Source organism: Brevundimonas sp. (genome assembly GCF_044239655.1).
Taxonomy (GTDB): domain Bacteria; phylum Pseudomonadota; class Alphaproteobacteria; order Caulobacterales; family Caulobacteraceae; genus Brevundimonas.
Window position 1 is genome coordinate 1 of sequence record NZ_JBIIAY010000046.1, and the last position, 23,393, is coordinate 23,393.

Annotated in this window: 22 protein-coding genes; 5 read left to right on the plus strand and 17 right to left on the minus strand. The window is 68.4% G+C overall.

Translation table 11 applies throughout. From position 1 onward, the window contains the following. The 3 genes from ACILQR_RS08000 to ACILQR_RS08010 all read right to left on the minus strand — a co-directional run. On the minus strand, positions 1-620 hold a 620-nt coding region (locus ACILQR_RS08000), incomplete at its 3' end, for an SDR family NAD(P)-dependent oxidoreductase (protein WP_395650928.1). 176 nt (positions 621-796) lie between these two features. After that, entirely contained in the window at positions 797-1,741 is a 945-nt protein-coding gene (gene fabD / locus ACILQR_RS08005; RefSeq protein WP_395650929.1) for an ACP S-malonyltransferase, read from the minus strand. Between the two features lie 37 nt (positions 1,742-1,778). After that, positions 1,779-2,741 carry a LysR family transcriptional regulator gene (locus tag ACILQR_RS08010; protein WP_395650930.1) on the minus strand — a complete coding sequence of 321 codons (963 nt, stop codon included), beginning with the start codon at positions 2,739-2,741 and terminating at the stop codon, positions 1,779-1,781. A 123-nt stretch (positions 2,742-2,864) separates the two neighbouring features. On the opposite strand from ACILQR_RS08010, the gene ACILQR_RS08015 reads away from it, so the two are divergent. Next, positions 2,865-3,578 carry a pirin family protein gene (locus tag ACILQR_RS08015; RefSeq protein WP_395650931.1) on the plus strand — a complete coding sequence of 238 codons (714 nt, stop codon included), beginning with the start codon at positions 2,865-2,867 and terminating at the stop codon, positions 3,576-3,578. Between the two features lie 102 nt (positions 3,579-3,680). Here the strand turns inward: ACILQR_RS08015 and ACILQR_RS08020 are convergent, their stop codons facing one another. The 5 genes from ACILQR_RS08020 to ACILQR_RS08040 form a co-directional block, all read right to left on the minus strand. Then, the gene (locus ACILQR_RS08020; protein WP_395650932.1) at positions 3,681-5,297 is read right to left on the minus strand and encodes a M56 family metallopeptidase; all 1,617 of its coding nucleotides are present in this window, start codon (positions 5,295-5,297) and stop codon (positions 3,681-3,683) included. Further along, positions 5,294-5,683 (minus strand): BlaI/MecI/CopY family transcriptional regulator, encoded by a 390-nt coding sequence (locus ACILQR_RS08025; RefSeq protein ID WP_395650933.1) that lies wholly within the window; start codon positions 5,681-5,683, stop codon positions 5,294-5,296. Before ACILQR_RS08025 ends, ACILQR_RS08020 begins: the two co-directional genes overlap by 4 nt. A 108-nt stretch (positions 5,684-5,791) precedes the next feature. After that, positions 5,792-6,625 (minus strand): hypothetical protein, encoded by an 834-nt coding sequence (locus ACILQR_RS08030; RefSeq protein WP_395650934.1) that lies wholly within the window; start codon positions 6,623-6,625, stop codon positions 5,792-5,794. An 18-nt stretch (positions 6,626-6,643) separates the two neighbouring features. Further along, entirely contained in the window at positions 6,644-7,447 is an 804-nt protein-coding gene (locus ACILQR_RS08035) for a chorismate mutase (protein ID WP_395650935.1), read from the minus strand. Between the two features lie 291 nt (positions 7,448-7,738). Then, a complete protein-coding gene (locus ACILQR_RS08040; RefSeq protein ID WP_395650936.1) occupies positions 7,739-8,323 on the minus strand; it encodes a prephenate dehydratase domain-containing protein in 585 nt (194 codons plus the stop codon). Between the two features lie 130 nt (positions 8,324-8,453). On the opposite strand from ACILQR_RS08040, the gene ACILQR_RS08045 reads away from it, so the two are divergent. Beyond that, positions 8,454-9,662 (plus strand): FAD-dependent oxidoreductase, encoded by a 1,209-nt coding sequence (locus ACILQR_RS08045; protein WP_395650937.1) that lies wholly within the window; start codon positions 8,454-8,456, stop codon positions 9,660-9,662. Here the strand turns inward: ACILQR_RS08045 and ACILQR_RS08050 are convergent. From ACILQR_RS08050 to glmU, 4 genes are all read right to left on the minus strand, one after another. Next, positions 9,659-11,029, minus strand: a complete 1,371-nt coding sequence (locus tag ACILQR_RS08050) for a class II 3-deoxy-7-phosphoheptulonate synthase (RefSeq protein ID WP_395650938.1) — start codon at positions 11,027-11,029, stop codon at positions 9,659-9,661. The two genes, ACILQR_RS08045 and ACILQR_RS08050, sit on opposite strands and share 4 nt — an antisense overlap. Before the next feature lie 79 nt (positions 11,030-11,108). Beyond that, positions 11,109-12,503: a glutathione-disulfide reductase gene (gene gor, locus ACILQR_RS08055; RefSeq protein ID WP_395650939.1), complete on the minus strand. Its 1,395-nt coding sequence runs from the start codon at positions 12,501-12,503 to the stop codon at positions 11,109-11,111. 207 nt (positions 12,504-12,710) lie between these two features. Then, positions 12,711-13,394: a ribose-5-phosphate isomerase RpiA gene (gene rpiA / locus ACILQR_RS08060; RefSeq protein WP_395650940.1), complete on the minus strand. Its 684-nt coding sequence runs from the start codon at positions 13,392-13,394 to the stop codon at positions 12,711-12,713. 178 nt (positions 13,395-13,572) lie between these two features. Then, positions 13,573-14,934: a bifunctional UDP-N-acetylglucosamine diphosphorylase/glucosamine-1-phosphate N-acetyltransferase GlmU gene (gene glmU / locus ACILQR_RS08065; RefSeq protein WP_395650941.1), complete on the minus strand. Its 1,362-nt coding sequence runs from the start codon at positions 14,932-14,934 to the stop codon at positions 13,573-13,575. 75 nt (positions 14,935-15,009) lie between these two features. On the opposite strand from glmU, the gene ACILQR_RS08070 reads away from it, so the two are divergent. Continuing rightward, positions 15,010-15,726 (plus strand): HAD-IA family hydrolase, encoded by a 717-nt coding sequence (locus ACILQR_RS08070; protein ID WP_395650942.1) that lies wholly within the window; start codon positions 15,010-15,012, stop codon positions 15,724-15,726. Between the two features lie 12 nt (positions 15,727-15,738). On the opposite strand, the gene ACILQR_RS08075 is transcribed toward ACILQR_RS08070, so the two are convergent. Beyond that, positions 15,739-16,137 carry a winged helix-turn-helix transcriptional regulator gene (locus ACILQR_RS08075; RefSeq protein ID WP_395650943.1) on the minus strand — a complete coding sequence of 133 codons (399 nt, stop codon included), beginning with the start codon at positions 16,135-16,137 and terminating at the stop codon, positions 15,739-15,741. A 104-nt stretch (positions 16,138-16,241) separates the two neighbouring features. Here ACILQR_RS08075 and ACILQR_RS08080 point away from each other — a divergent pair, with 104 nt between their 5' ends. After that, positions 16,242-16,988, plus strand: coding sequence for an SDR family oxidoreductase (locus ACILQR_RS08080; protein WP_395650944.1), 747 nt, complete (start codon positions 16,242-16,244; stop codon positions 16,986-16,988). A gap of 816 nt (positions 16,989-17,804) precedes the next feature. Next, the gene (locus ACILQR_RS08085; RefSeq protein ID WP_395650945.1) at positions 17,805-19,094 is read left to right on the plus strand and encodes a dicarboxylate/amino acid:cation symporter; all 1,290 of its coding nucleotides are present in this window, start codon (positions 17,805-17,807) and stop codon (positions 19,092-19,094) included. Here the strand turns inward: ACILQR_RS08085 and ACILQR_RS08090 are convergent. The 4 genes from ACILQR_RS08090 to ACILQR_RS08105 form a co-directional block, all read right to left on the minus strand. Then, on the minus strand, positions 19,091-19,234 hold the full coding sequence (locus tag ACILQR_RS08090) for a hypothetical protein (RefSeq protein ID WP_395650946.1): 144 nt from the start codon (positions 19,232-19,234) through the stop codon (positions 19,091-19,093). The two genes, ACILQR_RS08085 and ACILQR_RS08090, sit on opposite strands and share 4 nt — an antisense overlap. Positions 19,235-19,279: 45 nt before the next feature. Further along, the gene (locus ACILQR_RS08095) at positions 19,280-20,320 is read right to left on the minus strand and encodes a DNA adenine methylase (protein ID WP_395650947.1); all 1,041 of its coding nucleotides are present in this window, start codon (positions 20,318-20,320) and stop codon (positions 19,280-19,282) included. A 7-nt stretch (positions 20,321-20,327) separates the two neighbouring features. Next, complete coding sequence (gene pyk / locus ACILQR_RS08100) at positions 20,328-21,773, minus strand: pyruvate kinase (protein WP_395650948.1); 1,446 nt, start codon at positions 21,771-21,773, stop codon at positions 20,328-20,330. Between the two features lie 122 nt (positions 21,774-21,895). Next, positions 21,896-23,393 (minus strand): alkaline phosphatase family protein (locus tag ACILQR_RS08105; protein WP_395650949.1); only part of this gene is annotated, 1,498 nt, incomplete at its 5' end.

Consider the following 23,393-nt stretch of genomic DNA (forward strand, 5'->3'; position numbering starts at 1 on the left):
GGAATGTTCTTGAGGATGGTCTCGCGCTGGGCGTCATTGAGCACATCGGTCATCGGCGAGGCGATGAAGCCGGGCGCGATGCAGTTGACGGTGATGCCGCGCGATCCGACCTCCTGGGCCAGGGACTTGGAAAAGCCGATCATTCCGGCCTTGGATGCCGCATAGTTGGTCTGGCCGGGGTTGCCGGTGACACCGACGACCGAGGTCACGCCGATGATCCGGCCGGAGCGGCGCTTCATCATCCCCTTCATGGCGGCGCGGCTGAGCCGGAAATAGCTTTCGAGATTGACAGCCAGGACCGACTGGAAGTCCTCATCCTTCATCCGCATCAGCAGGCCGTCCTTGGTGATGCCGGCGTTGGCGACCAGGATGTCGAGCGGGGCACCGGCCGCCTCCTCTGCTGCGGCGACCAGACCATCGACCGAGGCGGCGTCGGACAGGTTGGCGACGGCGAAATGAGCGCGCTCGCCCAGTTCGGCCTTGATCTCGGCGAGGACTGCCTCGCGCGTGCCGGACAGGACGACGGTCGCCCCCTGGGCGTGCAGTGCGCGGGCGATGGCTCCGCCGATGCCGCCGGTCGCGCCGGTGACGAGGGCGGTCTTGCCGGTGAGATTGAACATCAAAGGGGCTCCACTGTCTTCCTTCTCCCCTTGCGGGAGAAGGTGGCCCGGAGGGCCGGATGAGGGGTCGCACGGACCTCTCCGGTGAATGTTCGAGAGGCCACCGTCCAACAGCGGAATGACCCCTCATCCGTCAGGCTACGCCTGCCACCTTCTCCCGCAAGGGGAGAAGGAGATCAGAGACTTTTCACAAACGCTTCCAGATCTTCCGCCGTGTTCAGCGCCACGGCTTCCGCGTCCGGCGCGCCGCGCTTGGCCATGCCGGTCAGGACCTTGCCCGAGCCAACCTCGGCGAAACGGGTAACGCCACCCTCGCCCGTCATCCAGTTCAGACTCTCGCGCCAGCGGACGCGGCCGGTAACCTGTTCGACCAGCAGGCGGCGAATGACCTCGGGATCGGTCTGGGGGCTGGCGGTGACGTTGGCGATCAGGGGAACGGCGGGTGCCAGGATCGTGGCCGAGGCCAGGGCACCGGCCATCTCGTCGGCGGCGGGCTGCATCAGCGGGCAGTGGAAGGGGGCCGAGACGTTCAGGTGGATGGCGCGAGCCCCCAGTTCCTTGGCCTTCTCGATAGCGCGCTCGACGGCGGGCTTGTCGCCCGAGATGACGATATTGCCGCCGACATTGTCATTGGCGACGACGCAGGTGCCGACTTCCGATCCGGCTGCCGCAGCGGCCTCGGCCAGGACCAGATCGGTCTTGGGGCCGATCAGGGAGGCCATGCCGCCGACGCCGACCGGCACGGCGCGCTGCATGGCCTGGCCACGCAATTTCAGCAGGCGGGCGGCGTCGGTCAGGGTGATCGACCCGGCCGCGCACAGGGCGGAATACTCGCCGAGCGAATGGCCGGCGACATAGGCCGCCTGGGTCACGTCGAAGCCGAACTCGGTCTTCAGCACCCGCATCGCCGCCATCGACACCGCCATCAGGGCCGGCTGGGCGTTTTCCGTCAGGGTCAGGAGGTCCTCGGGGCCCTCGCGCATGATCTGCGACAGGTTCTGGCCCAGGGCCTCGTCGACCTCGGCCAAGACCTCGCGGGCGACGGGAAAGGCGTCCCCCAGCAGACAGCCCATCTTCAGGCTCTGACTGCCCTGACCGGGAAACAGCAATGCAAGCGACATTCGAGGCGCCCTCTGATTATTGATTTGGCGCGGAGGGCTAGGCCAATCGTGACGCGGGGGCAAGCGGGGCGCGCCGCCCGACCGCATCGCCGGGCCAGAGCGGTGCCGTGAAGACGGCCGCCAGATGGTCCATGAGGGCCGCGACCCGGGCTGGCCGGGGCCCTCCCCCCGGCGCCACCAGATGCAGGTTGATCTCCGGCAGGGACCAGTCCGGCAGGATCACCTTCAGCCGCCCCTCGGCGATGTCGCGCCAGTGGATGAACTCGGGCTGTTCGGCAATGCCGAGGCCGGCACACAGGGCGGCGGTCAGGGCGTCGGCATTGTTAGCGCGCAAGGGGCCGGCCAGCCGCACCACGGCCTCCTCCCCCGTCGTCGCGTGCCGGAACCGCCAGGTGTTGGGCGTCGGCAGATAGGCATAGCCGAGGCAGGCGTGGCGCGAGAGGTCGTCGGGATGGGCGGGCCGCCCGCGCTGATCGAGATAGTCCGGCGAGGCCACCAGATGCCGCCGGATCGGCCTGAGTTTCCGCGCCGTCAGAGATGAATCGGGCAGAGCCGCGATCCTGAGCGCGCAGTCGAAGCCGCCGCCCACCAGATCGACGGTCTCGTCCGACAGATGCAGGTCGATCGACACGTCGGGGTGGCGGGCCAGAAAGTCCGGCAGGGCGGGCGCCACATAGGTCATGCCGAACGACATCGGGGCCGCCAGACGCACCAGCCCGCGCGGGGTTATCGACTGGTCCAGGGCCTGGGCCTCGGCCTCTTCGGCCTCATGCACCATCTGGGCGGCCCGGGCGGCCAGGGTCCGGCCCGAATCGGTCAGCGCGAACCGGCGCGAGGTCCGGTGCAGCAGGGTGGTGCCCAGCCTCTGTTCCAGCCGCGTCACCGCCTTGGACACCGTCGCCTTCGACAGGCCCAGCGCCTCGGCGGCCCCGGAGAAAGACTGGGTTTCCGCCACGCGGGCGAAGATGGCGAGGGCTTCGAGGTCGGGAAGCTTGGACATGATTTCGGAAACCGTGTGTTTCGGCCGTTTCTATTTCTGAACCTAAACCGATCGCTATCTTGTCCTCAAGCCACAGCGGCGCCGACATCGGCCGGCCGCATAGATCAAGACAGGGACAAGACCATGATCGAACTTCGACCTTTCGACAGCCTGGGCGGTGCGAACCACGGCTGGCTGAACGCCAAGCATCACTTTTCCTTCGCCAACTACTACGATCCCAAGCGGATGAGCTGGGGCAATCTGCGGGTCTGGAATGACGACGAGATCGCCGCCGGATCGGGCTTTCCGCCTCATCCCCATGCCGACATGGAGATCATCACCTATGTCCGTGAGGGAGCCATCACCCACGAGGACAGCCTGGGAAACAAGGGCCGCACGGTCGCGGGCGACGTGCAGGTGATGAGCGCGGGGACCGGTATCCGCCATGCCGAATACAATGCCGAGCCCGACCTGACCCGGATCTTCCAGATCTGGATCGAGCCGACCCGGCGCGGCGAGAAGCCGGCCTGGGGGGCCAAACCCTTTCCAAAGGGCGACCGGGCGGGACAGTTCGTGGTGCTGGCGTCCGGCTTCGACGACGATGTCAGCGAAGCCGGAGGGGGCGCCCTGCCGATCCGCACGGACGCCCGGGTGGTGGCCGCGACCCTGAGAGCCGGTGAGACCGCGACCTATGCGCTGGGCACGACGCGACGCGGCTATCTGGTGCCGGCCGTGGGCGCGATCGAGGTCAACGGCGTGCGCGCCAACGCCCGCGATGGACTGGCCATCACGGGCGAGGACACGATCACGGTCACCGCCGTCAACGACAGCGAGATCGTGCTGGTCGACGCGGCCTAGACCGGCGCTTCAGTCCTGGCGGTCGGCATCGGCCGCCAGGCGCGCGGCGCGCTGGTCGAGCGTCTCGGCACGGGCGCGCAAACGGGGCGCAGCGGCCTGAAGCTAGGCGTCGGTCACCGTCCGACCGTTCGCCTGGGCGCGGGCGATCTGTTCGGCGCGGAAGGCGGGATCTTCCAGCTGGGCTGCGGCACGGCGCATCTGTTCGGCACCCTGATGCATCTGGTCGGCACCGCCCCGCATGTGAACGCGAGCGTTGGTCCGGGCGTGCATGGCCTGTTGGCGCGCCGTGCGGGCCATCTCGCGCACATGCTCGGCCTGCCTCCGGGCGTCAGCGCGCAGGGGCGCGGCGGCGCGGGCATGGACGCGCGCCTGGGCCGCCTGGGCCCGGGCCTGGGCGGCCGCGGCGCGAGCGTGAACGCGAGCCTCCCGGGCCTGAACCCGGACACGGGCGAACTCGGCGCGCTCGGCCGGGGTCGCCTGACGGCTGACACCGTTCTCGGTGATGACCCAGGTGTGGCGGCCGTGACCGGCAGGCGGTGCCGGGGGTGCGGGCGGGGCCGGTGGCGCGGGCGGTGTGGCCCCGTTCGCAGCCGGCGGTGCGGGTGGCGCAGGCGGGGCCATCCCGTCGCGAAGCTCCGGCGGGGCGGGCGGAGCCGGCGGAGCCGGCGGCGCTGCAATCTGGAGCATGGCCGGCAGCCCTGCGATCGGGGCGGCCGGGGGTGCCGACACAGCCACCGGCGGGACCGGGGGAAGCGGCGCGACGGGGACGCGGTCGTGCAGTTCCAGGGCGGCGAGCGGCGTCGCGACGACGACCAGGGCGGCGATGGACAGGCCGATGGCCAGGGGGCGGCGCGGGGTGCGAGAGGCGGTCATGAGGCGTTTGATCCTTCTTTTGAGCGAGCGGGGGTCGGCCGCCATGGCGAGCGCGACGGGGGAGTTGGGGACGGCGGCGAGGCCGATCAGGGTCCGGGCATAGGCGTGGCGATCGACATGACGCACGGCCTCGGCGTCGGCGGCGTCCTCGGAGGCTGAGGCCAGGTCGGCGGCGACCTTCCACACCAGGGGATTGAACCAGAACAGGGCCAGAGCCAGCCGCGACAGCATCAGGAACAGCCAGTCGCGCCGCCTCAGATGCGCCAGTTCGTGGGACAGTATGGCGGCGGCCGTATCCGGTGCGGACAGGCTCGCGCGATCGATCAGGATAGCACCCGGCGACAGACCCCAGCTCAGCGGCCCAGCAACGCGTGGGCTGGCCGACAGGCGTGGCGGACGACGACCGCCCAGCCGGGTCAGGGCCGCCGTCCAGTCGGGACAGCGCACGGCCTGCGCCTGTCGCGTCCAGACCGCCAGGGTCCAGACCCCGGCTACAACGCGCGCGGTGATGATGAGGGCACCGACGACCCAGACCCACCCGACGATGACGATCGCCGACGGCCAGCGCAGGTCTCCCGACAGGGCGACGCCTGCGACCGCCGCCGTCGTGCCGGACCAGAGGGGTTCGACCGGGCTCGTCGTGGATTGCGCCGCCGGAAGCACATCGAGCGCCAGCGCCGGCAGGATCACCATCGCCACCGGCAGGAGCAGCAGCAGGATCAGGGTCGCCCGCAGCGCCAGCACACGGTCGGTCGGTCGCCGGGCCACGCCGTGGGCCACGGCCAGACCGGCGGCGGCGATCAGGCTGGACTTCAACAACAGGCCGATCAGAAGCGACAGGGTCACGACCGCCCCTCCCCGCCGCTCTTGGCTTCAGCCGTATCGATCAGGGCCTTGAGTGCGGCGGCGTCCTCGGCGCTCAGCCGGTCGCCCAGCCCCAGAAGGGCCGTCGCGGCGCTGGCCGCCGATCCTGCGAAGAAGGTGTCGACCATCCGGCGCAGCACGCCCTCGGCCACGTCGTCGGGTCGGGAGACGGGCTTGAACGCGACCCCCGCCCCGCCCGCCTGCCGGCTGACCAGCCCCTTGGCCTCCAGCCGCGTCAGCATGGTGCGGACGGCCGAGTCGCTGAGAGGGTCTGATAGAGCGGCGCGGACGTCGGCCGCCGTCGCGGTCTCCAGACGACACAGGGTCTCGAAGACCTCGCGTTCGCGTCGGGGCAGGGTTTCAATCATGGCCGATCTCGCTACAAGTGTGGCGCTACACTTGTAGTGAAATCAGGCCAGATCAAGGCGTCATGATGAACTCGGCGACAGGCTCAGCCGATGGCGTGCTGACAAGCGCTAGAACCTGCACCCGCCGCCGATCCAGGTCGCCTCGGTGCAGTCGTAGATCGCCATTGGTCTGTCATTCGAGTCGAACCGTACCATGACACCACCGCGCGATCCGCACCGCGCCTCGTAGAGATCAGTTCCCGCCACCGCTCCACGATAGGCTGCCTGCACAACATCGCAGTCGGCGCGGCCGGCGATTCGTGAACCCAGCGTCGTTGCCTGCTCACTCGCTGTCGTCAGCGCGCAGGTGCCACTTTGGGCAACGACCTTGAGACAGGGCGTAATCGACCAGCCACCGCCCGATCGCTCCAGCCAAGAGCCGTCAGCTCCCGCGCAACCGACTTCGTACAGGAGGCCATCGGCAGCCTTTCCAAGAACCGCACCATTGTCGATCCGACAGGCGATCCCCGCCTCAGCGGCGAGGCGCGCAACGACGGAGGTTGCATCCCTGTTGGCGGCAATCCGGCAACGCGCGCTTCCCGATCCGCCGGATCGGAACGAGGCCTCCAGTGCCAGGCAGTCAAGCGCCGTTGGCGGCACGCCTCCGACAAGCAGATAGCCGGGACCGGCCGGACAGGTAACCTCGTACTGTTTGGCACCATCTCGATCCTGCCCTCGCAACTGGGCCTGGCCCACGCGACACGCAATCCCGGCAGCAATGGCCATGTCCTGTGCTTCCAACCGGACTTCGGCGCTCGGCACGCGCCCACCGCGCGACCACGGCCGGTCGTACTCCTGCGCCGCGGCAGCCTGGGCACAGAGCGCAAGAACCACGGGAAGGATCAGACGCAGGACCAGACCGTGCAGCGTCAGGACAGGGCGTACAGGCGGGCATTCGAACATGGCTGCCCCCGCCTGTCTTTAGCCGATGGCGCCGACGCAGCCCTCGGCCTCGCCGGGTGCCAGGTCGGCGTCCGTGAGGGCCAGGGACCATCCGTGGTGGGTGGACAGGCCCCAGCGGCGGGCACCACCGCCGTCACCGGCGTCGCCACCGGCGGTGACGATGACGCGGCGACCGGTCGGCAGGGCCGGCGGATCGATCTTGCCGACGGCCAGCGCCGTGGGCTCGCCCCCGCCCAGGCCGAAGCCGTCGAACACCGACAGACCCGACCACTCACGGCGCAGGCCGACCCACCAGGCGTCGTCATTGTTGATGGCCAGGACGGCGACGCCGTGCCCCTCGGCGGCGAAGGCGAGCGCCTTCTGGGGGTCGCGGACCATGCGGATGTCGGCGGCCATGCCGAAGCGCTGGCGGGCACCGTCGAAGGCGCGGGTCGGCTCGGTCGGGGCCCAGACCTGGACCTGAAGCTGGCCCTGGCGCGCCAGGCCCCAGCCGACGATCTCGCGCCACAAGCTGGACACCGCCTCGGCATTCTGCGGGTCGCAACGCGACAACATTCGCGCCTGAACCGTCTGTTCGCGATCGGGCCGCAGCTTGGTGTGGGGGCCGTGGGGGGCGTCCTTGGCCTTGCCGACCATGGCGGCGACGGCGAGGCGGCGCTCGAACAGCTCCAGCAACTGGTCGTCGATCAGGTTGATCTCGTCGCGCAGGGCCGCCAGGGCCATCTGCTCAGGGGTCATCTCGGCGGGATTCATGTCAGGCCAGAGCTCATGGGTGGGGGCCTGCTTGAGGGCTTTGTCGGATTCGAGAATGGAGACGGACATTTAAGAGGGGCTTTCGATACGGAAATTTCGATGATGGGCGAATGGGTGCGCCGCCGCCCCGGTCAGGGCGGTCGCCGGCGAGGCTGTCAGGAGCGGTGTCGCTCGAGGCCTCAGCCGGCGTATCGAAAGCCGTAATAGGTGCCGCCGAAATAAAAGGAGGCAACCGCGCGCGAACGGGTCGAAAGGGTCAGAACGGTTGCGCGCAGCGGGGACATGGTCGAATCCAGATGCAGATCATGACGATCTGCCGGTCAGGTAACGGCCCTTAAGACACGCAATGATCGTGCGCCGTCAACCCCGAGCAGGGGCCAGCAGCACAAAACGCGTCCGGTTGTCCGGCGAATCCTGCAGATCGTTGCGCAGAATCTCCAACCCATAGGCCTCGGCGGCGGCCATCGGCGCGAGGGCCGCGCGGGTGCTGTCACCGGCCTCGGCGACGTCGCGGGCCGCGCCCGCCGTGTCGAAGGCGACGACGATGTCGCAGTGAAACCCGGCCAGCGTCTCGCGGCACTGGTCCAGGGCGATCGGGTGGCTTTCGATGGTGCGGATCTCGGACAGGCGGGTGCCCGGCAGCGCCATCAGGGCGTGGCGGATCGGACGCCAGACATCGGCCAGCACCGCATAGCCGCCCTCTCGCACCAGGGTCGCGGCAGGCTCGACCGCGCCGATGGTCGAGTTCTCGATCGGGATCAGGGCCAGGTCGCAATCACCGGACGCCAGCGCCCCAAGCGCCAGATCGAAACTCTCGAACGGCACGGCGATGTCCCAGGGCCGCAGGGCCATGCAGGCCTCGTGGCTGAAGGCCCCGGGCGCGCCCTGATAGGCGACCCGGCCGGGCGTATCGTCATTCTCGGGTCGGCCGATCTGGTCGGGCATGGCGGGTTCCTGAAGCTTGCCGCTGCATTTGAGGCGCCGGTCGCCGCGCCACAACCCCTGTGGCCTCGATCAGGCACTGGCGAGGCGGATTGGGTCACGCTAGGTTCGCTGACCGTATCCGTGAGGCGTCATGACCCCTTCAGCCCAGACCAGCCGACGCGTCCTGTTGTCGGGCCTGGGTGGCCTGGGGTTGAGCGGCGCGCTGTCGGCCTGTGCCTCGACGGCCCCTTCGGCGCCGGTCCTCGCAGCGTCCCGCCCCCGGTTTCTCGCCCCGGCTCCACTCGCCCCATTGCGGCTGGATGCGCGGCTGATCACCCGCACGACCGTGTGCCTCAGGCCCTTCCGTGCGGCCGGGCCCCGGATCGAGGTCGAACCCGTCGGCGACAAGCGGGTGGTCCACAACTATGGCCACGGCGGTTCGGGCTGGTCCCTGTCCTGGGGTTCGGCAGCGATCGCGGCGGCCTATGCGATGCAGGGCGGGACGCGCGAGGTCGCCGTCATCGGCTGCGGGGCCATCGGCATCACGACGGCCATCACGCTCCAGCGGGCCGGGGCGAAGGTGACGATCTACGCGTCCGAGCGTCTGCCCGAAAGCCGGTCGGCGCGGGCCTCGGGCATGTGGACGCCGGATTCGCGCATCGCCGATGCCGACAGGGTCGATGGCGGCTTCCCGACCCTGTGGGAACGGATGGCGCGGCTGTCCTGGGCGCGGCACCAGACCTATGTCGGATTGCCGGGCGAGCCGGTCTCCTTCCTGGACCGCTACATCCTCGCCGACGCCGCCGGCCCGCCCAAGCCGGCCGCCGCGCCGCGTCCTGAGACGGGCCGCAAGGAGATCCGGTTCGCGATCTACCCCAACGTCCTGGGTGACATCGTGCCGTATTCGCGCCAGCTCACCCCGGACGAGCATCCCTTTCCCGTCGCCTCGGCCCGGCGGATGACCCAGATGCAGTTCAACGTCGCCGACCTGGCCGAACGGCTGACCACCGAGTTCCTCAGGGAAGGCGGACGGATCGAGACGCGGACCTTCCACGCACCGGCCGAGCTGGCGACCCTGCCCCAGCCGGTCATCGTCAACTGCACCGGATACGGTGCGCGAGCCCTGTTCGGAGACGACAGCGTGGTTCCCGTGCGGGGGCAGATCGCCTGGCTGCCGCCCCAGCCTGAGGTGCGCTACAGCCTGTACTACAACGGCGTGTCGGTGATCCCACGACCTGACGGCGTGGGGGTTCAGGGCCTGCGGGGCGGCGACATGCTCGGCTATGGCGACGACGACGAGACGCCGGACCGCGCCGACGCCGAGGCCGCCATCGCCCGGGCGGCCTCTCTGTTTACTTAAGCCGCCCGCGACTGGTTCAGACGCCCGAGCTTGAGCCGCTCGGCCACCAGGAAGGCCAGTTCCAGCGCCTGGTCGGCATTCAGGCGCGGGTCGCAGTGGGTGTGATAGCGGCTGGACAGGTCGTCCTCGGTCACGGCCGTAGCCCCGCCCAGGCATTCGGTGACGTTCTGGCCGGTCATCTCCAGATGGACGCCGCCGGGGTGAACCCCTTCGGCCTCGGCCACGTCGATGAAGGTGCGGACCTCGCTCATGATCCGGTCGAAGGGCCGGGTCTTGTAGCCGTTATCGGCCTTCAGGATGTTGCCGTGCATCGGGTCGATCGACCACACCACCTTGCGCCCGGCCGCCTTGACCGCCTTCATCAGGCCCGGCAGCCGCTTGCCCACCTTGTCCGCGCCGAAACGGCCGATCAGGGTCAGGCGACCGGGCGTGTTATCGGGGTTCAGGACGTCGGCGAGACGCAGGATGTCGTCGGCCTCCATGGTCGGGCCGCACTTCACGCCGATCGGGTTCTTGATACCGCGCATGAACTCGACGTGCGCGCCGTCCAGCTGGCGGGTGCGCTCGCCGATCCACAGCATATGGGCCGAGGTGTCGAACCATTCGCCGGACCCGCCGTCCAGCCGCGTCAGCGCGCTCTCGACATTCAGCAACAGGGCCTCGTGCGAGGTGAAGACCTCGACGCGGCTGAGGTCGGGATGGGTCTCCGGCGTGACGCCGACGGCCTCCATAAAGGCCAGGGCCTCGGTGATCTTGTCGGCCAGCTCGCGGTACTGGGCCCCCGCGCCGTTGTCGGCGAAACCCAGCGTCCAGCGGTGAATGTTGTACAGGTCCGCGTAGCCGCCGCTGGCGAAGGCGCGCAGCAGGTTCAGCGTCGAGGCCGACTGGTTATAGGCCTTCAACAGACGCTGCGGATCGGGAATGCGATCTTCGGCCGTGAAGGCCGAGCCGTTGATGTTGTCGCCGCGGTACGACGGCAGGGTCACGCCGTCGATTTCCTCGACCGGAGACGAACGCGGCTTGGCGAACTGACCGGCGATGCGGCCGACCTTGACCACCGGCTTCCTGCCCGCGAACGTCAGGACCACCGCCATCTGCAGGATCAGGCGGAAGGTGTCCCGGATGTTGTCGGTCGAGAACTCCTTGAAGCTCTCTGCGCAATCCCCACCCTGCAGCAGGAAGGCATCCCCGGCCTCCACCTGGGCCAGTTTGGCGGTCAGGGTCCGCGCCTCGCCGGCGAAGACCAGCGGCGGCATGGCGCGCAGCTCGTCTTCGACGGCGGTCAATGCGCGCGCGTCCGGATAGTCCGTCGGCATATGCACGACGGGCTTCGATCTCCAGGATTCAGGGGTCCAGCGACTGTTCATGCCGCGCGATATAGTCCTGAAGGCCTGTTCCGACAATAAAACTCCGCACGTTGCCGCTGGTAGCGGAACTTCACCCTCGTCACCCCGCGCTCATCGTCGGGGACTGCTTCTCCTTCAGGGTGACCAGTTCCTCGGCCATGGTGGGGTGGACCGCGCAGGTGGCGTCCCACTGGGCCTTGGTCAGGCCAGCCTTCACGGCGATGGCGGCCAGCTGGATCATCTCGGGGGCTTCGGGGCCGACGATATGGACGCCGACGACCTTCTGGGACGCCGCATCGACGACCAGCTTCATCAGGACGCGCTCGTCGGAGCCTGTGAAGGCGTACTTCATCGGCCGGAACCGGGTCAGATAGACATCGACCCCCGCCGAACAGGAGTGCCGCGCCTCGCTCTCGCTGAGGCCGACAACGCCGACCGGCGGCTGCGAGAAGACCGCCGTGGCCACGGCCTCATAGTCGAAATGCTGGGGGTTGTTCTTGTAGACCGTCTCGTGAAACGCCACCGCCTCGCGGATCGCGACGGGGGTCAGGTTCATCCGGTCGGTGACGTCGCCGATGGCCCAGATGTTGTCGGCAGTGGTCTTCGACAGCTGATCGACGACGATGGCCCCCTTGTCGTTCAGATCGACACCGGCCGTCTCGAGCCCCAGATCCTTGACGTAGGGGATGCGGCCGGTGGCGAACATGATGACGTCGGTTTCCAGCGTCATGCCGTTCTCGAGGTGGCTGACCAGACCCGTCTCGGTCTTCTCGATCGACTTGTGCTGGCAGCCCAGGATGACCTTGATGCCGCGCTTCTCGATCTCGCCGGCCAGGTGGGCGCGCACGTCGTCGTCGAAGCCGCGCAGGATGTTGGGCCCGCGATAGATCAGGGTGGTCTCGACTCCGAGGCCCGCAAAGATCCCCGCGAACTCGACCGCGATATAGCCGCCGCCCGCGATCATGATCCGCTTGGGCAGTTCGGGCAGGTGGAAGGCCTCTTCGGAGGTGATGGCGTGTTCGATGCCGGACAGGCCCTCGGGCATCCAGGGGCGACCGCCGGTGGCGATCAGGATCTTCTCGGCGGTATAGGTCCTGGGCTCGCCGCCGTCGCGGTGGGTGACCTCGACCGTGTGGGCGTCCTTGAGCACCGCGCGCCCGTGGACCAGATCGACACCGGCCTTGCCCAGATTGGCCGCATAGATGCCCGACAGACGGGCGATCTCGACATCCTTGGCCTCCAGGAATTTCGGCCAGTCGAAGCTGGCCTCCACCGTCCAGCCATAGCCCTCGGCGGTATGGAACTGGTGGGCGAAGTCACTGGCCATCACCATGAATTTCTTCGGCACGCAGCCCCGGATCACGCAGGTGCCCCCGACCCGGAACTCCTCCGCGATCGCCACCCGCTTGCCGCCCAGCGCCGTTAGCCGCGCCGCGCGAACGCCGCCTGAGCCCGCGCCGATGACGAAGAGGTCGTAGTCGTAGGTGTCGGTCATCGGTCGCGCTTTCATTCTGCTTTCGTCATCCTCCGGCAAGCCGCCGCTTGGCGGCGCAGACCGGGGGACCCAGCGGCGCGCGGGAGCGCGAAACTGTCACGGACAACGACGTCGGACATCCTGCCTGAACAGGTCGCCTTCGGCGCCGCTGGGTCCCCCGGTCTCGCTCCGCTCGCCGGAGGATGACGAAAGCGGAGGCGGTATCGCTCAGGGAAGTAGGACATCCACGCCGGAATCCAAGCCGATGATCGCCTCGTCCGCCAGATCGAGGAACAACCCGTGTTCGACCACGCCGGTGATCAGCTTCAGGTCGTCGGCCAGGCGGACCGGATCGTGGATCGCCTTGCACGCCGCGTCATAGATCAGGTTGCCGCCGTCGGTCCGCACCAGCGCCCGATCCGCCTGACGCAGCCGCGCGGGCATGGCGATCTCGTGGTCCAGAAGGACGTCGGCGATACGGTTGGCAGTGGTCTTGTGCCCAAAGGCGACGACCTCGATCGGCAGAGAAAATGCCCCCAGCACCGGCACGACCTTGGCGGCGTCGGCGATGACGATGCAGGACCGCGACGCCTCCCACACCAGCTTCTCGCGCAACAGGGCCGCCCCGCCGCCCTTGATCAGGGTCAGGCCCGGGCCGATCTCGTCGGCACCGTCCACGGTCAAATCGATCTTCGGCGTGTCGTCCAGGGTCGACAGGGTGAGCCCCAGTTCGCGGGCGAGATCCGCCGTCTTCTCCGACGTCGGCACGCAGCGCAGATCCTTGAGCCCCCGCGCCGCCAGCGCCTTGACGAACCAGGCGGCGGTCGAGCCGGTGCCCAGCCCCACGATCATGCCGGGCTCGACACGGAGCGCGGCGGCTTCACCGGCGAGGCGTTTCTGGAGGTCGCTCATGTCATCTCCGTCCCCTCTCCCATCGGGAGAGGGCTTGAGGCTCGCGGAGCGCAGCGATGCGCAAGCCGAAAGGGTGAGGGGTTACGGTGCGAACCAGTGAAGGCAGAACCCCTCACCCTTTCGCGTTTCCAATCGCTTCGCTCTTGGACGCTCAAGCCCTCTCCCTCTGGGAGAGGGATCATTTTCGCGACTCCTTATTCGCCCTGGCCTTGTCCCGGAACGCGGCCCCTGCTCCATCCTTGTTGACCTGACGCCCGCGCGCCAGGGCCATGGCGTCGGCGGGGACATCCTCGACGATCACCGAGCCTGATCCGACGATCGCGCCCGCACCGATCGTCACGGGCGCGACCAGGGCCGAGTTCGATCCCACAAAGGCCCCCGCCTCCACCACGGTCCGCGCCTTGTTGAAGCCGTCGTAGTTGCAGAAGATCGTGCCCGCGCCGATGTTCGCCCCCGCCCCGACCGACCCGTCGCCCAGATAGGACAGGTGATTGGCCTTGGCGCCCGCATCCATCCGGACGTTCTTGACCTCGACGAAATTGCCGACCCTGACCCCCTCCCCCAAGTCCGCGCCGGGACGCAGCCGGGCATAGGGGCCGACCTCGGCACCGGTGGCGACGCGGGCACCTTCGATATGGCTGAAGCTCCTGATGCGGGCCCCGACCTCGATCACCGCGCCGGGGCCGAAGACCACGAAGGGCTCGATCACCGTGCCGGCCCCGACCTGGGTGTCCCAGGCGAAATGGACGGTGTCGGGGGCCGACATGGTGACGCCGGCGGCGAGAAAGGCGTCCCTCTGCACCGACTGGAACAGGGTCTCCGCCTGGGCCAGTTCGGACTGGGCGTTGACGCCCATGACCGAGTCTTCCGACGCCATGGTGACCCGCGTGGGTGCTCCGCGCCTGCGGGCCAGTTCGACCACGTCGGTCAGATAGTATTCGCCCTTGGCATTGGCGTTGGTGACCTCGGCCAGCAACTCGAACAACAGGCCGACCGGCGCGGCCATGACGCCGGAGTTGCAGGTGGTGATGGCCAACACATCCGGCGACGCCTCCTTCGCCTCGGTGATGGCGGCCAGGGTTTCGCCCTCCATGACCAGACGGCCATAGGCACCGGGATCCCGCGCCTCGAACCCGATCACGGTGATGCCGTCGTGGGACGCGAAGACCGGTTCGATGTCCGCCGCCTTCAGCAAGGGCACGTCGCCATAGGTGATGACCACCTGACCGACGAAATCACCCAGCACGCCTTGCGCGGCACGCACCGCATGGCCGGTGCCCAGCGGCGGGTCCTGCACCGCGATGGCGTCCTCGCCCAGACGCGCGACGACATGGGCCCGCACCTCCGGCGAGTGGCTGCCGACCACCACCACGATCCGCTCGCACCCCAGGGCCTCGGCCGCGTCGATGGCGTGGTCCAGCATGGCGCGGTGGCCGACGGGATGCAGAACCTTGGGCAGGGGGGACTTCATCCGCGTGCCCTGGCCGGCGGCGAGGATGATGGCGGCCCGCTTTGATGAAGGCTGGGGGTGGGTGGTCATGAATCGGTCCGGCGGCTAGTCGGTACGACTTAACCCCATCCCTGTCCCGGCGGGAGGGGGAACAGAGGATGAAACATGACCGAACGCGACCTGGAGGGCTGGACCATCGCCTTCGACCTGGACGGCACACTGGTCGAGACGCACGGGGATCTGGTCGGGACGCTGAACCGGATGCTGGTCCAGCATGGCCTGCCGACCGTGCCGATGGAAGGGGCGGCCGAGCTGATTGGCGGGGGCGCGCGGCCCCTGCTGGAGCACGGCTTCGAGCAGGCGGGTGCGCCGGTCGAACAGGCGCGGGACCCGGCCCTGTATGACGCCTTCATCGCCGACTATATCGAACACATCGCCGAACATTCGCAGCCGTACGAGGGCTGTGTCGAAACGCTGGAGGCGCTGAGCGCACGCGGCGCCCTGCTGGTCGTCGCCACCAACAAGCGGACCGACCTGTCGGAACTGCTGCTGAACAAACTCGACCTGACCCGCCACTTCGCCGCCGTCGTCGGCCCCGACAAGGTCAGCGCGAAGAAGCCCGCCGCCGCCCACCTTCAGGAGGCCGTGACCCTGGCCGGAGGCGACCCGTCGATGGCCATCATGATCGGCGACGCCGCTCCCGACGTCGGTGCCGCCCGCGCCGCCGACATGCCCTGTATCGTCGTCACCTGGGGCTACACCCCCATCCCGCCCGAAGACCTCGGCGGCGACGTCCTCATCGACCATTTCGACGACGTCGAAGAAGCGATCGACGGGTTGCTCGCGGATTTCTATGTGACGCGGGCGTTGGCGGGGATTTGAGACGACCGTCTCCTACCCCACCTTCGCCGCATCAAACTGCGCCCGCGCCGTCTCGATCCGCTCCAGGTGTTCGGCGGCCCAGCCCCACACGCCACAGAAGGCCTCGGCCAGGCTGAAACCCATGTCGGTCAGGCGGTATTCGACCTTGGGCGGGACCACGGGATGCACGGTCCGCACCACCAGGCCGTCGCGTTCCATCTGGCGCAGGGTCTGGGTCAGCATCTTCTGGCTGATGCCGTCGGACAGCTGGCCGATGCGGGTGAAGCGCAGTTCGCCGTGCTCGGCCAGGACATCCAGCACGATCATCGTCCATTTGTCGGCGACCCGGCCGATGACCTCGTTGACCAGGGCCTCGACGCGCGGATCGACCTCTGGATAATCGGTTCGGGGCTGAAAGGCAGGGGCAGACATCGGTTTCCTTCCGGTAAGTACCGAACGTTCCGGTGCCTACTTTCCAATGGAGAGCGACAGGCATACATCGCCGGACATCGCAGTTCCAGCCCCGGAGATTTCCCATGAACACCGCATCCGACACCATCCTGATCACCGGCGGCGGCACCGGCATCGGCCGAGCGTTCGCCGAAGCCCTGCATGCGAAGGGCGCGAAGGTCATCATCGCCGGCCGCCGCGCCGCGCCGCCTGAAGCCGTCGTCGCCGCCAATCCCGGCATGGCCCATGTCGTCCTCGACGTCGCCGATCCCGAAGCCATCAAGACCGTCGCGGCCCAGGTCATCGCCGACCATCCCGACCTGAACGTCGTCGTCAGCAACGCCGGCATCATGAAGCCGGAAACCCTGTCCGGCGGCGTCTTCGACCTGTCGATCGTCGAGGAGACGATCGGTATCAACCTGCTGGGCACGATCCGGCTGACGGCGGCCCTGTTGCCGCACCTGCTGACCAAGCCATCAGCGACCGTGGTGACGGTGTCGTCCGGCCTCGCCTTCGTCCCCCTGGCCGCGACGCCCACCTACAACGCCACCAAGGCGGCCATCCATTCCTGGAGCCAGTCCCTGCGTCACCAGCTGAAGGACACCTCGGTCCGGGTCGTAGAATGGGCCCCGCCCGGCGTGGCCACGGACCTGATGCCCGGCCATGCGGAAGATCCCCGCTCCATGCCGCTCGACGAATTCACGGCCGAAAGCCTGGCCCTGTTCGAGGCGGGCCACGACGAGGTGCTGGTCGAGCGGGTGAAGTTCCTGTCAGGCGCGGCGGAGCGCGGGGAATATGCCCATGTGTTCGCGATGCTGAACAGAGGGCACTAGGCGCTCCTTCTCCCCTTGTGGGAGAAGGTGCCCCGGAGGGGCGGATGAGGGGTCACGCGCACCTGGCAATCTGCTTCGAGTTCCAGACGTGCACCATCGCCGACGGAGTGACCCCTCATCCGTCAGCCTTCGGCTGCCACCTTCTCCCGCAAGGGGAGAAGGGCCATTGAAGTTGCGAACCTCCCCGCACCCAATCCCTTGCCCCGCCTGCCGATACGACCGATTCTGACGTCAGGCAGACGCCTTCGACCAACCCCCCTTCCGCGCCGTGGTAAGGTGTACCCGTTCCCGTCGCATGGGGAGGCGCCTCTTGGTACCAGGCCTGAAGCGGCGGCGGGGATCGGTCGAGCGGGAATAGCTCCGGAAGCCAATCCGGAGGTTCCGGGGGTCTGGTAGCCCTCGCCCGTCGCAGGCTGAGGATCGGTCGAGGGCGAACCGGGTGGACAAAGCCGTGGGAAAATGTCCCCGCGGTCCCGGCGAAGGAACCCGACATCCGGTCCGCTTGCGTGAACCGACCGGACGGAGCGCAGGCTGACGTCGAAAATTCAAGCGTCCCTTCTCAGGCGGGGGGACATCATCGGTTCCGGACGTCAGTCTGCGCTACGTCTCCTCTCCACCTCGCGGGGCGCATCCCGACGGGGCGCTCAGGCGTGGATGCCCGACGGGGCGTTTCGGCGTGGACGGCTGACACCACCCCCTTCCGCCGTGAATTTTTCTGATGACGACCTGCCGATCCTCTCGCCACCCCCGCTGTTGCGGATTCCCTCCACGCGCCGCACCTTCGCGAACCTTCGCTCCCCCGAAAGGCACCCGCCGATGATCGCCCGCTTCTTCGCCATCCCCCTGTGGATCCGCACGGCCGTGGGCTTCGGGCTCGGCATCGTCGCAGGGCTGATCCTGCGCGAACAGGCCGAGGTCTGGCTGCAGCCGATCGGCGACCTGTATCTGAACCTGATCCGCATGGTGGTGGCGCCGCTGGTGCTTTTCACCATCGCTTCGTCGATCGCCAAACTGGGCGAAGGGGCTGGTGCGGTGCGGCTGGGGGTCAGGACCATCGTCTGGTTCGCGATCACGTCCTTGCTGGCCGTGCTGGTCGGATTCGCCTTCGGGCATCTGATCAACCCGGGGATGGGGCTGGCCAACCTGCCGCTGGGCGAGGTCAAGCCCCGCGAGATCCCGACCCCGCTCGAGGTGCTGCTGGGCGTCGTGCCGACCAATCCGTTCGCGGCGCTTAGCGAAGGCAAGGTGCTGCAGATCATCTTCTTCTCGGCCCTGGTCGGGGTGGCGCTGGTGGCGCTGGGCGAACGGGCGGCGACGGCGCGGCGGTTCGTGGATGAAGGCGCGGCCATCATCTTCCGCATCACCCGTTGGGTGATCCAGCTGACGCCATTCGGGGTCTTCGGCCTGATCGGCTCGGTCGTCGGGGGCTATGGCTGGGAGGCGCTGCTGCCGCTGATCAAGTTCATCGTGGCCATCTATGCGGCCTGCCTGTTCCACATCCTGGTGGTCTATTCGGGGCTGCTGAAGCTGCACGGGCTGAAGGTCACCGCCTTCTTCCGGGGGGCGTTCGCGGCGCAGCAGACGGCGTTCGCGACCTCGTCCTCGCTCGGAACCCTGCCGATCACCCTGCGCCAGACGGTCGAGCGGCTGGGCGTTCCCCAGGCCTATGCGGCCTTCGCCGTGCCGCTGGGGGCCAACGTCAAGATGGACGGGTGCGGGGCCATCTATCCGGCCATCGCCGCCATCTTCATCGCCCAGTATTTCAAGATCGACCTGACCTTGACCCAGTACGTCCTGATCGGGCTGACGGCGGTGCTGGGGTCGCTGGGCACGGCGGGGGTGCCGGGCACCTCGATCGTCATGCTGACCCTGACCCTGTCCACGGCGGGCCTGCCGCTGGAGGGGATCGGCTATATCGTCGCCATCGACCGGATCATCGACATGATGCGCACGGCCACCAATGTGACGGGCCAGATGCTGGTGCCCGTGCTGGTCGCCAAGGAAGAGGGCATCCTGAACGAGGATATCTACGACGGCCGGGTCGCCTGGCTGCCCGGCGATCCCGAGGCCGAGGGGTCGGCGGCGGTGCCGGCCGGGGGCATCTAGATGTGCAGCGCGCCGCCCAGCATGGCCCCCACGATGGCGGCGACCACGCCGCCGGCCGCGATCGTGACCCAGGCGGGCAAGGCCTGAAGCGCTTGCGACAGGGTCGGCTCAGGCGACGGGCGGACGGGGGTGGCGTTCACGACTTCCATAGGTCGGGTAACGGACTGGGGCCGGATTGTGTTCCGTCAGGCCGCCACCGGCAGTTCGACGGGCCGTTCGGTGACCACGAACAGGTATTCGACGTTCCTCAGTCGCCCGACCGTGCCGACCTTCTCGCCCTTGGGGCTGTGAATGCCGATGCGGGCGCCGACGTAGCGAGGCCGGGCGATTTCGACGACCTGGACATGGCCGCGCGACGACAGGATGGCGACCAGCTGATCGCGCGACAGATAGCCCTCGTCATTGAACGACACGATCAGATTGGGAGCCCGGATCGCCGCCACGACGGCCTCCAGCGCCGGGCCGATGCCGGGTTTGGAGTTGAAGGCGCTCTTCCTCGTCCGCACATCGACCCGCTTGTTGGCGATGCCGTATGTCTCGGGCCTGTCCCACAGCACCAGGCTTTCCCAGCAGTGGTAGTTGCCGAGGTAGGAGTGCTGATTGTACGGCGGATCGAGGTAGACGAGGTCGCCGTCGAACTGGGCCGCGATTTCCAGGGCGTCGGCGTGGGTGGCGCGGCACGGATCGCCGGGCACGGCCAGCTGAAGGTCGGGCATCCGCAATGTCAGCGGCTTCAGCGCCCGCGGGGCCCAGGATTTCATATAGGCCATGTGGACGCCGGCGGTGGAATCCACCCGGTCCGCCGCCTCCATCAGGGAGACGAGGGCGATGGCCTCGAGTTCGGGCTCCAACCCCATCGCCTCGATCCGGTCGCGCATCGCATCGATGCGAGCGCCATTGTCGGGATGGAAGAAACGGGCGTCCTCGCAGAAGGCTTTCGTGAACCAGCCCGGCTCGGGCGTCGTAGCGGCAAGATCGGCGAGCACGACGGCGGCCCGATCAGCCCAGACCTCGCGGTCCGCCTGGACATAGGCGGTGGCCAGGGCGTGGGCATAGGCGTTGTGATCGTTGGACCAGACCCGATGGCCCTGGCCCTTCAGCGCATGGCCTACACGGGCCGTGCCGGAGAACAGGTCGCAGACCACGCCCCGCTCGGGCAGCATGGCGTTCACCGCCTCCAGGATCGGGGGCAGCAGCGCGCGCTTCGACCCCAGATACTTGATCATTCGCCCGTCAGGTTTTCCGCGACCGTTTCGCCGCCTTGGCCGGAGCATGGGCCAGTCGCAGCAGATTCGCAGCCCCCGGCGCACCGAAAGGCGTTCCGGCGAGCACCAGGATGCGCTGGCCGGGCTCGGCGAGCCCGAATTTGACCGCGCTGTCGACGGCCAGATCGGTGACGTCCTCCAGCGAGGCGGGGTCCTTGCCCAGACGGGTCTCCAGCCCCCAGACCAGCGCCAGACGCCGCGCGGTGTTCGGGTTGGGGGTCAGGGCGAGAACCGGTTGCAGCGGCCGTTCGCGCGACATCCGCCGCGCCGTGCCGCCCAGGCTGGTGAAGACCACGATACAGGCCGTCGATTGGGCCTCGGCCGCCTTGCGCGCCGCCGCGACCAGGGCGTCGGCGTCGATGTCGTCCATGCCCGCGTGTTCGGCGTCCATCAGGCTGGGCCAGAGCGGGTCCTTCTCCACCCGCTCGATAATCCGGCTCATGATTCCGACTGATTCCAGCGGATAGTCGCCCGACGCGGTCTCGGCCGACAGCATCAGGGCGTCAGCACCCTCGTACACCGCATTGGCCACGTCCGAGGCCTCGGCCCGGGTCGGAGCCGGGGCGCTGGTCATCGATTCCAGCATCTGGGTCGCGACGATGACCGGGATGCCGCGCTGGCGAGCGGCGCGGATGATCATCTTCTGGGCGACCGGCACCTCTTCGGGATCCAGTTCGACGCCCAGATCGCCGCGCGCGACCATGACGCCGTCGGAATAGTCCATGATGGCCCCCAGGTCGGCCAGGGCCTGGGGCTTTTCGATCTTGGCCAGACAGGCCGCCTGACCGTTTACCAGCCGCTTCAGCTCGGCCATGTCCTCGGCCTTCTGGACGAAGCTGAGCGCGACCCAATCGACACCGATCCTCAGGGCGAAGGCCAGGTCCTCGCGGTCCTTGGGCGTCAGGGCCGAGACCGGGATCACCGCCTCCGGCACCGCCACGCCCTTGCGGTCGCTGAGCTTGGAGCCGCTCTCGACGGTGACGTCAGCCCATTCGTCGGTCCGTTCGCCGACGCGCAGCCGGACCCGGCCGTCGTCGAGCAACAGAAGCATGCCCTTCCTCAGGGCCTTGAAGATCTCCGGATGCGGCATCTGCACCCGCGTCGCGTCGCCGGGCGTGGGGTCGAGGTCGAACCGCATGGTGTGGCCGGGCTTGACCGAGATCTCGACGTCGGCGAACCGGCCGAGCCGCAGCTTGGGACCTTGCAGATCGGCCAGCACGCCCAGCGGACGCTGCAGGGCCATCTCGGCTCCGCGCACGGCCTTCAGGGCGGCGGCGTGGTCGTCATGCGAGCCATGGCTGAAGTTCAGGCGAAAGACATCGACCCCGGCCTGGGCCAGTTGCTTCACCATTCCGGGCGCGCGGCTGGCGGGCCCCAGGGTCGCGACGATGCGACCGCGTCTTGCTCTGTTCATCTGTGTCCCGTTTGACGGAAGCGTTTCCTCAGGAATCGCTTCTGCCCCCCAAACGCGCACGGCGTAAGCCCGGGCTCAAGCCGGAAACGAGAAGTGACGTCCTGTAACGCGTCAGCGATCCGTCACGGCGCGACGGGACAGGGTGTCTCGTCGAACAGATGCTGGCACCGCCCATCGATCTCGGCGGGCGGCGTCAGACCGACCAGATGCGCCAGGCTGGGGGCGATATCCACGGTGCGGATCGGCCAGAACCGCTCCTGCGCCTGGCCTCCGGGCGTCCAGAAGATGATCGGCACGCGCCGGTCATAGTCCCAGGGCGAGCCGTGGCTGGCGATCGACCCGCCGATGCGCGCACTGGACGTCAGGTTCGGCGCATAGGCGCGCAGGATGTCGGCCCCCCTGCCCTGCACCGCGCTGAGGCGCAGACGTTCGCGCACGGTCAGCTCTTCGGGATCAGCGTCCCGCGCCGGCATGGGTTCGGCCAGCAGCGTGTCGCGCGCCACGGCCAGGACGATGTTGGGCTCGGCGTTCAACAGCGGCACAGCGGCGGCGATGACCTGGCTGCGCAGCGGTTCGGCCAGGGACACGCGCCGGGCGTCGGCGACGATGAAGCCGGTCCCGGCGCTGTAGAGCGGGGCCTCGGTCAGGCTGAACTGCGCCGTCAGCTTTTCATTGATGCGGGGCAGCAGGGTCGGGTCGTACCGGCCCGCGACCGCGCCCCGATCGCTCATCCGCTCGGGGAAGTCCGAGCCGCCGTGGTCGGCCGTCAGGACGACGACCACCCCACCGGGAACCTCGGTCAGTTGCCCCAGGAAGTTGCCGAGCGCGGCGTCCAGGCGCATCATCTGCTCGCACATCTCCGGCCCCTGGGTGCCATAGCCGTGGCCGATCTTGTCCGTGCCCGACAGACTGACGCCGAGCATATCGGTGACGCCACGACGCCCCAGTTGCTGGCGGTCCAGCAGGTCGGCGGCGGCCGCCAGGGTCGTCTCGTCCAGTGCCGGAGAGTTCTCCAGCGAATAGTTCATCGGCGGCAGTCCGGCCGTGAAGGTCTGGCCGCCGATCGTCGATGTTCCGGCCATGGCCAGACAGGCGGGATGCCGCACGGTCCAGCGCGTCACCGGCGTGGCCTTGAAGTGCGAGACATAGGCGGCGTTGAACTCGGCGATGGGAGCCAGGCGCTCCGCCGCCGTCTGACCCGGCTCGAGATAGGTGGTCATGCCGAAGCCTTCGGCCAGCCAGAAGGCGCCGTCGGGCGTGTGACCGGCCAGGGTGATCGCACCCCGATCCTTGCCCGAGACGGCATAGACGCGGCTGGTCGGGCTCGCGGCCTTCAGCCAGTCCGCCATGGTGGTGACGCGCATGTTGTCGGGGCCGACCGGTCCGTTCTCGCCCGCAGAGCCGTCGGCGATCGTATTCTTCGGCGCGGCCAGGCAATAGGCATCCTGACCCGTCGCGGGGTCGATCCACTCGTTGGTGGGGATGCCCGTGTGGGTCGGAAAGGCGCCGGTCAGGACGGTCGAATGGCCGGGGCAGGTCGTGGTGATGCCCTGGGCCTGATAGCCGTTGATGTAGACCAGACCCTGATCCCCCAGGGTCTTCAGGCCGCCGGTGAAGCGT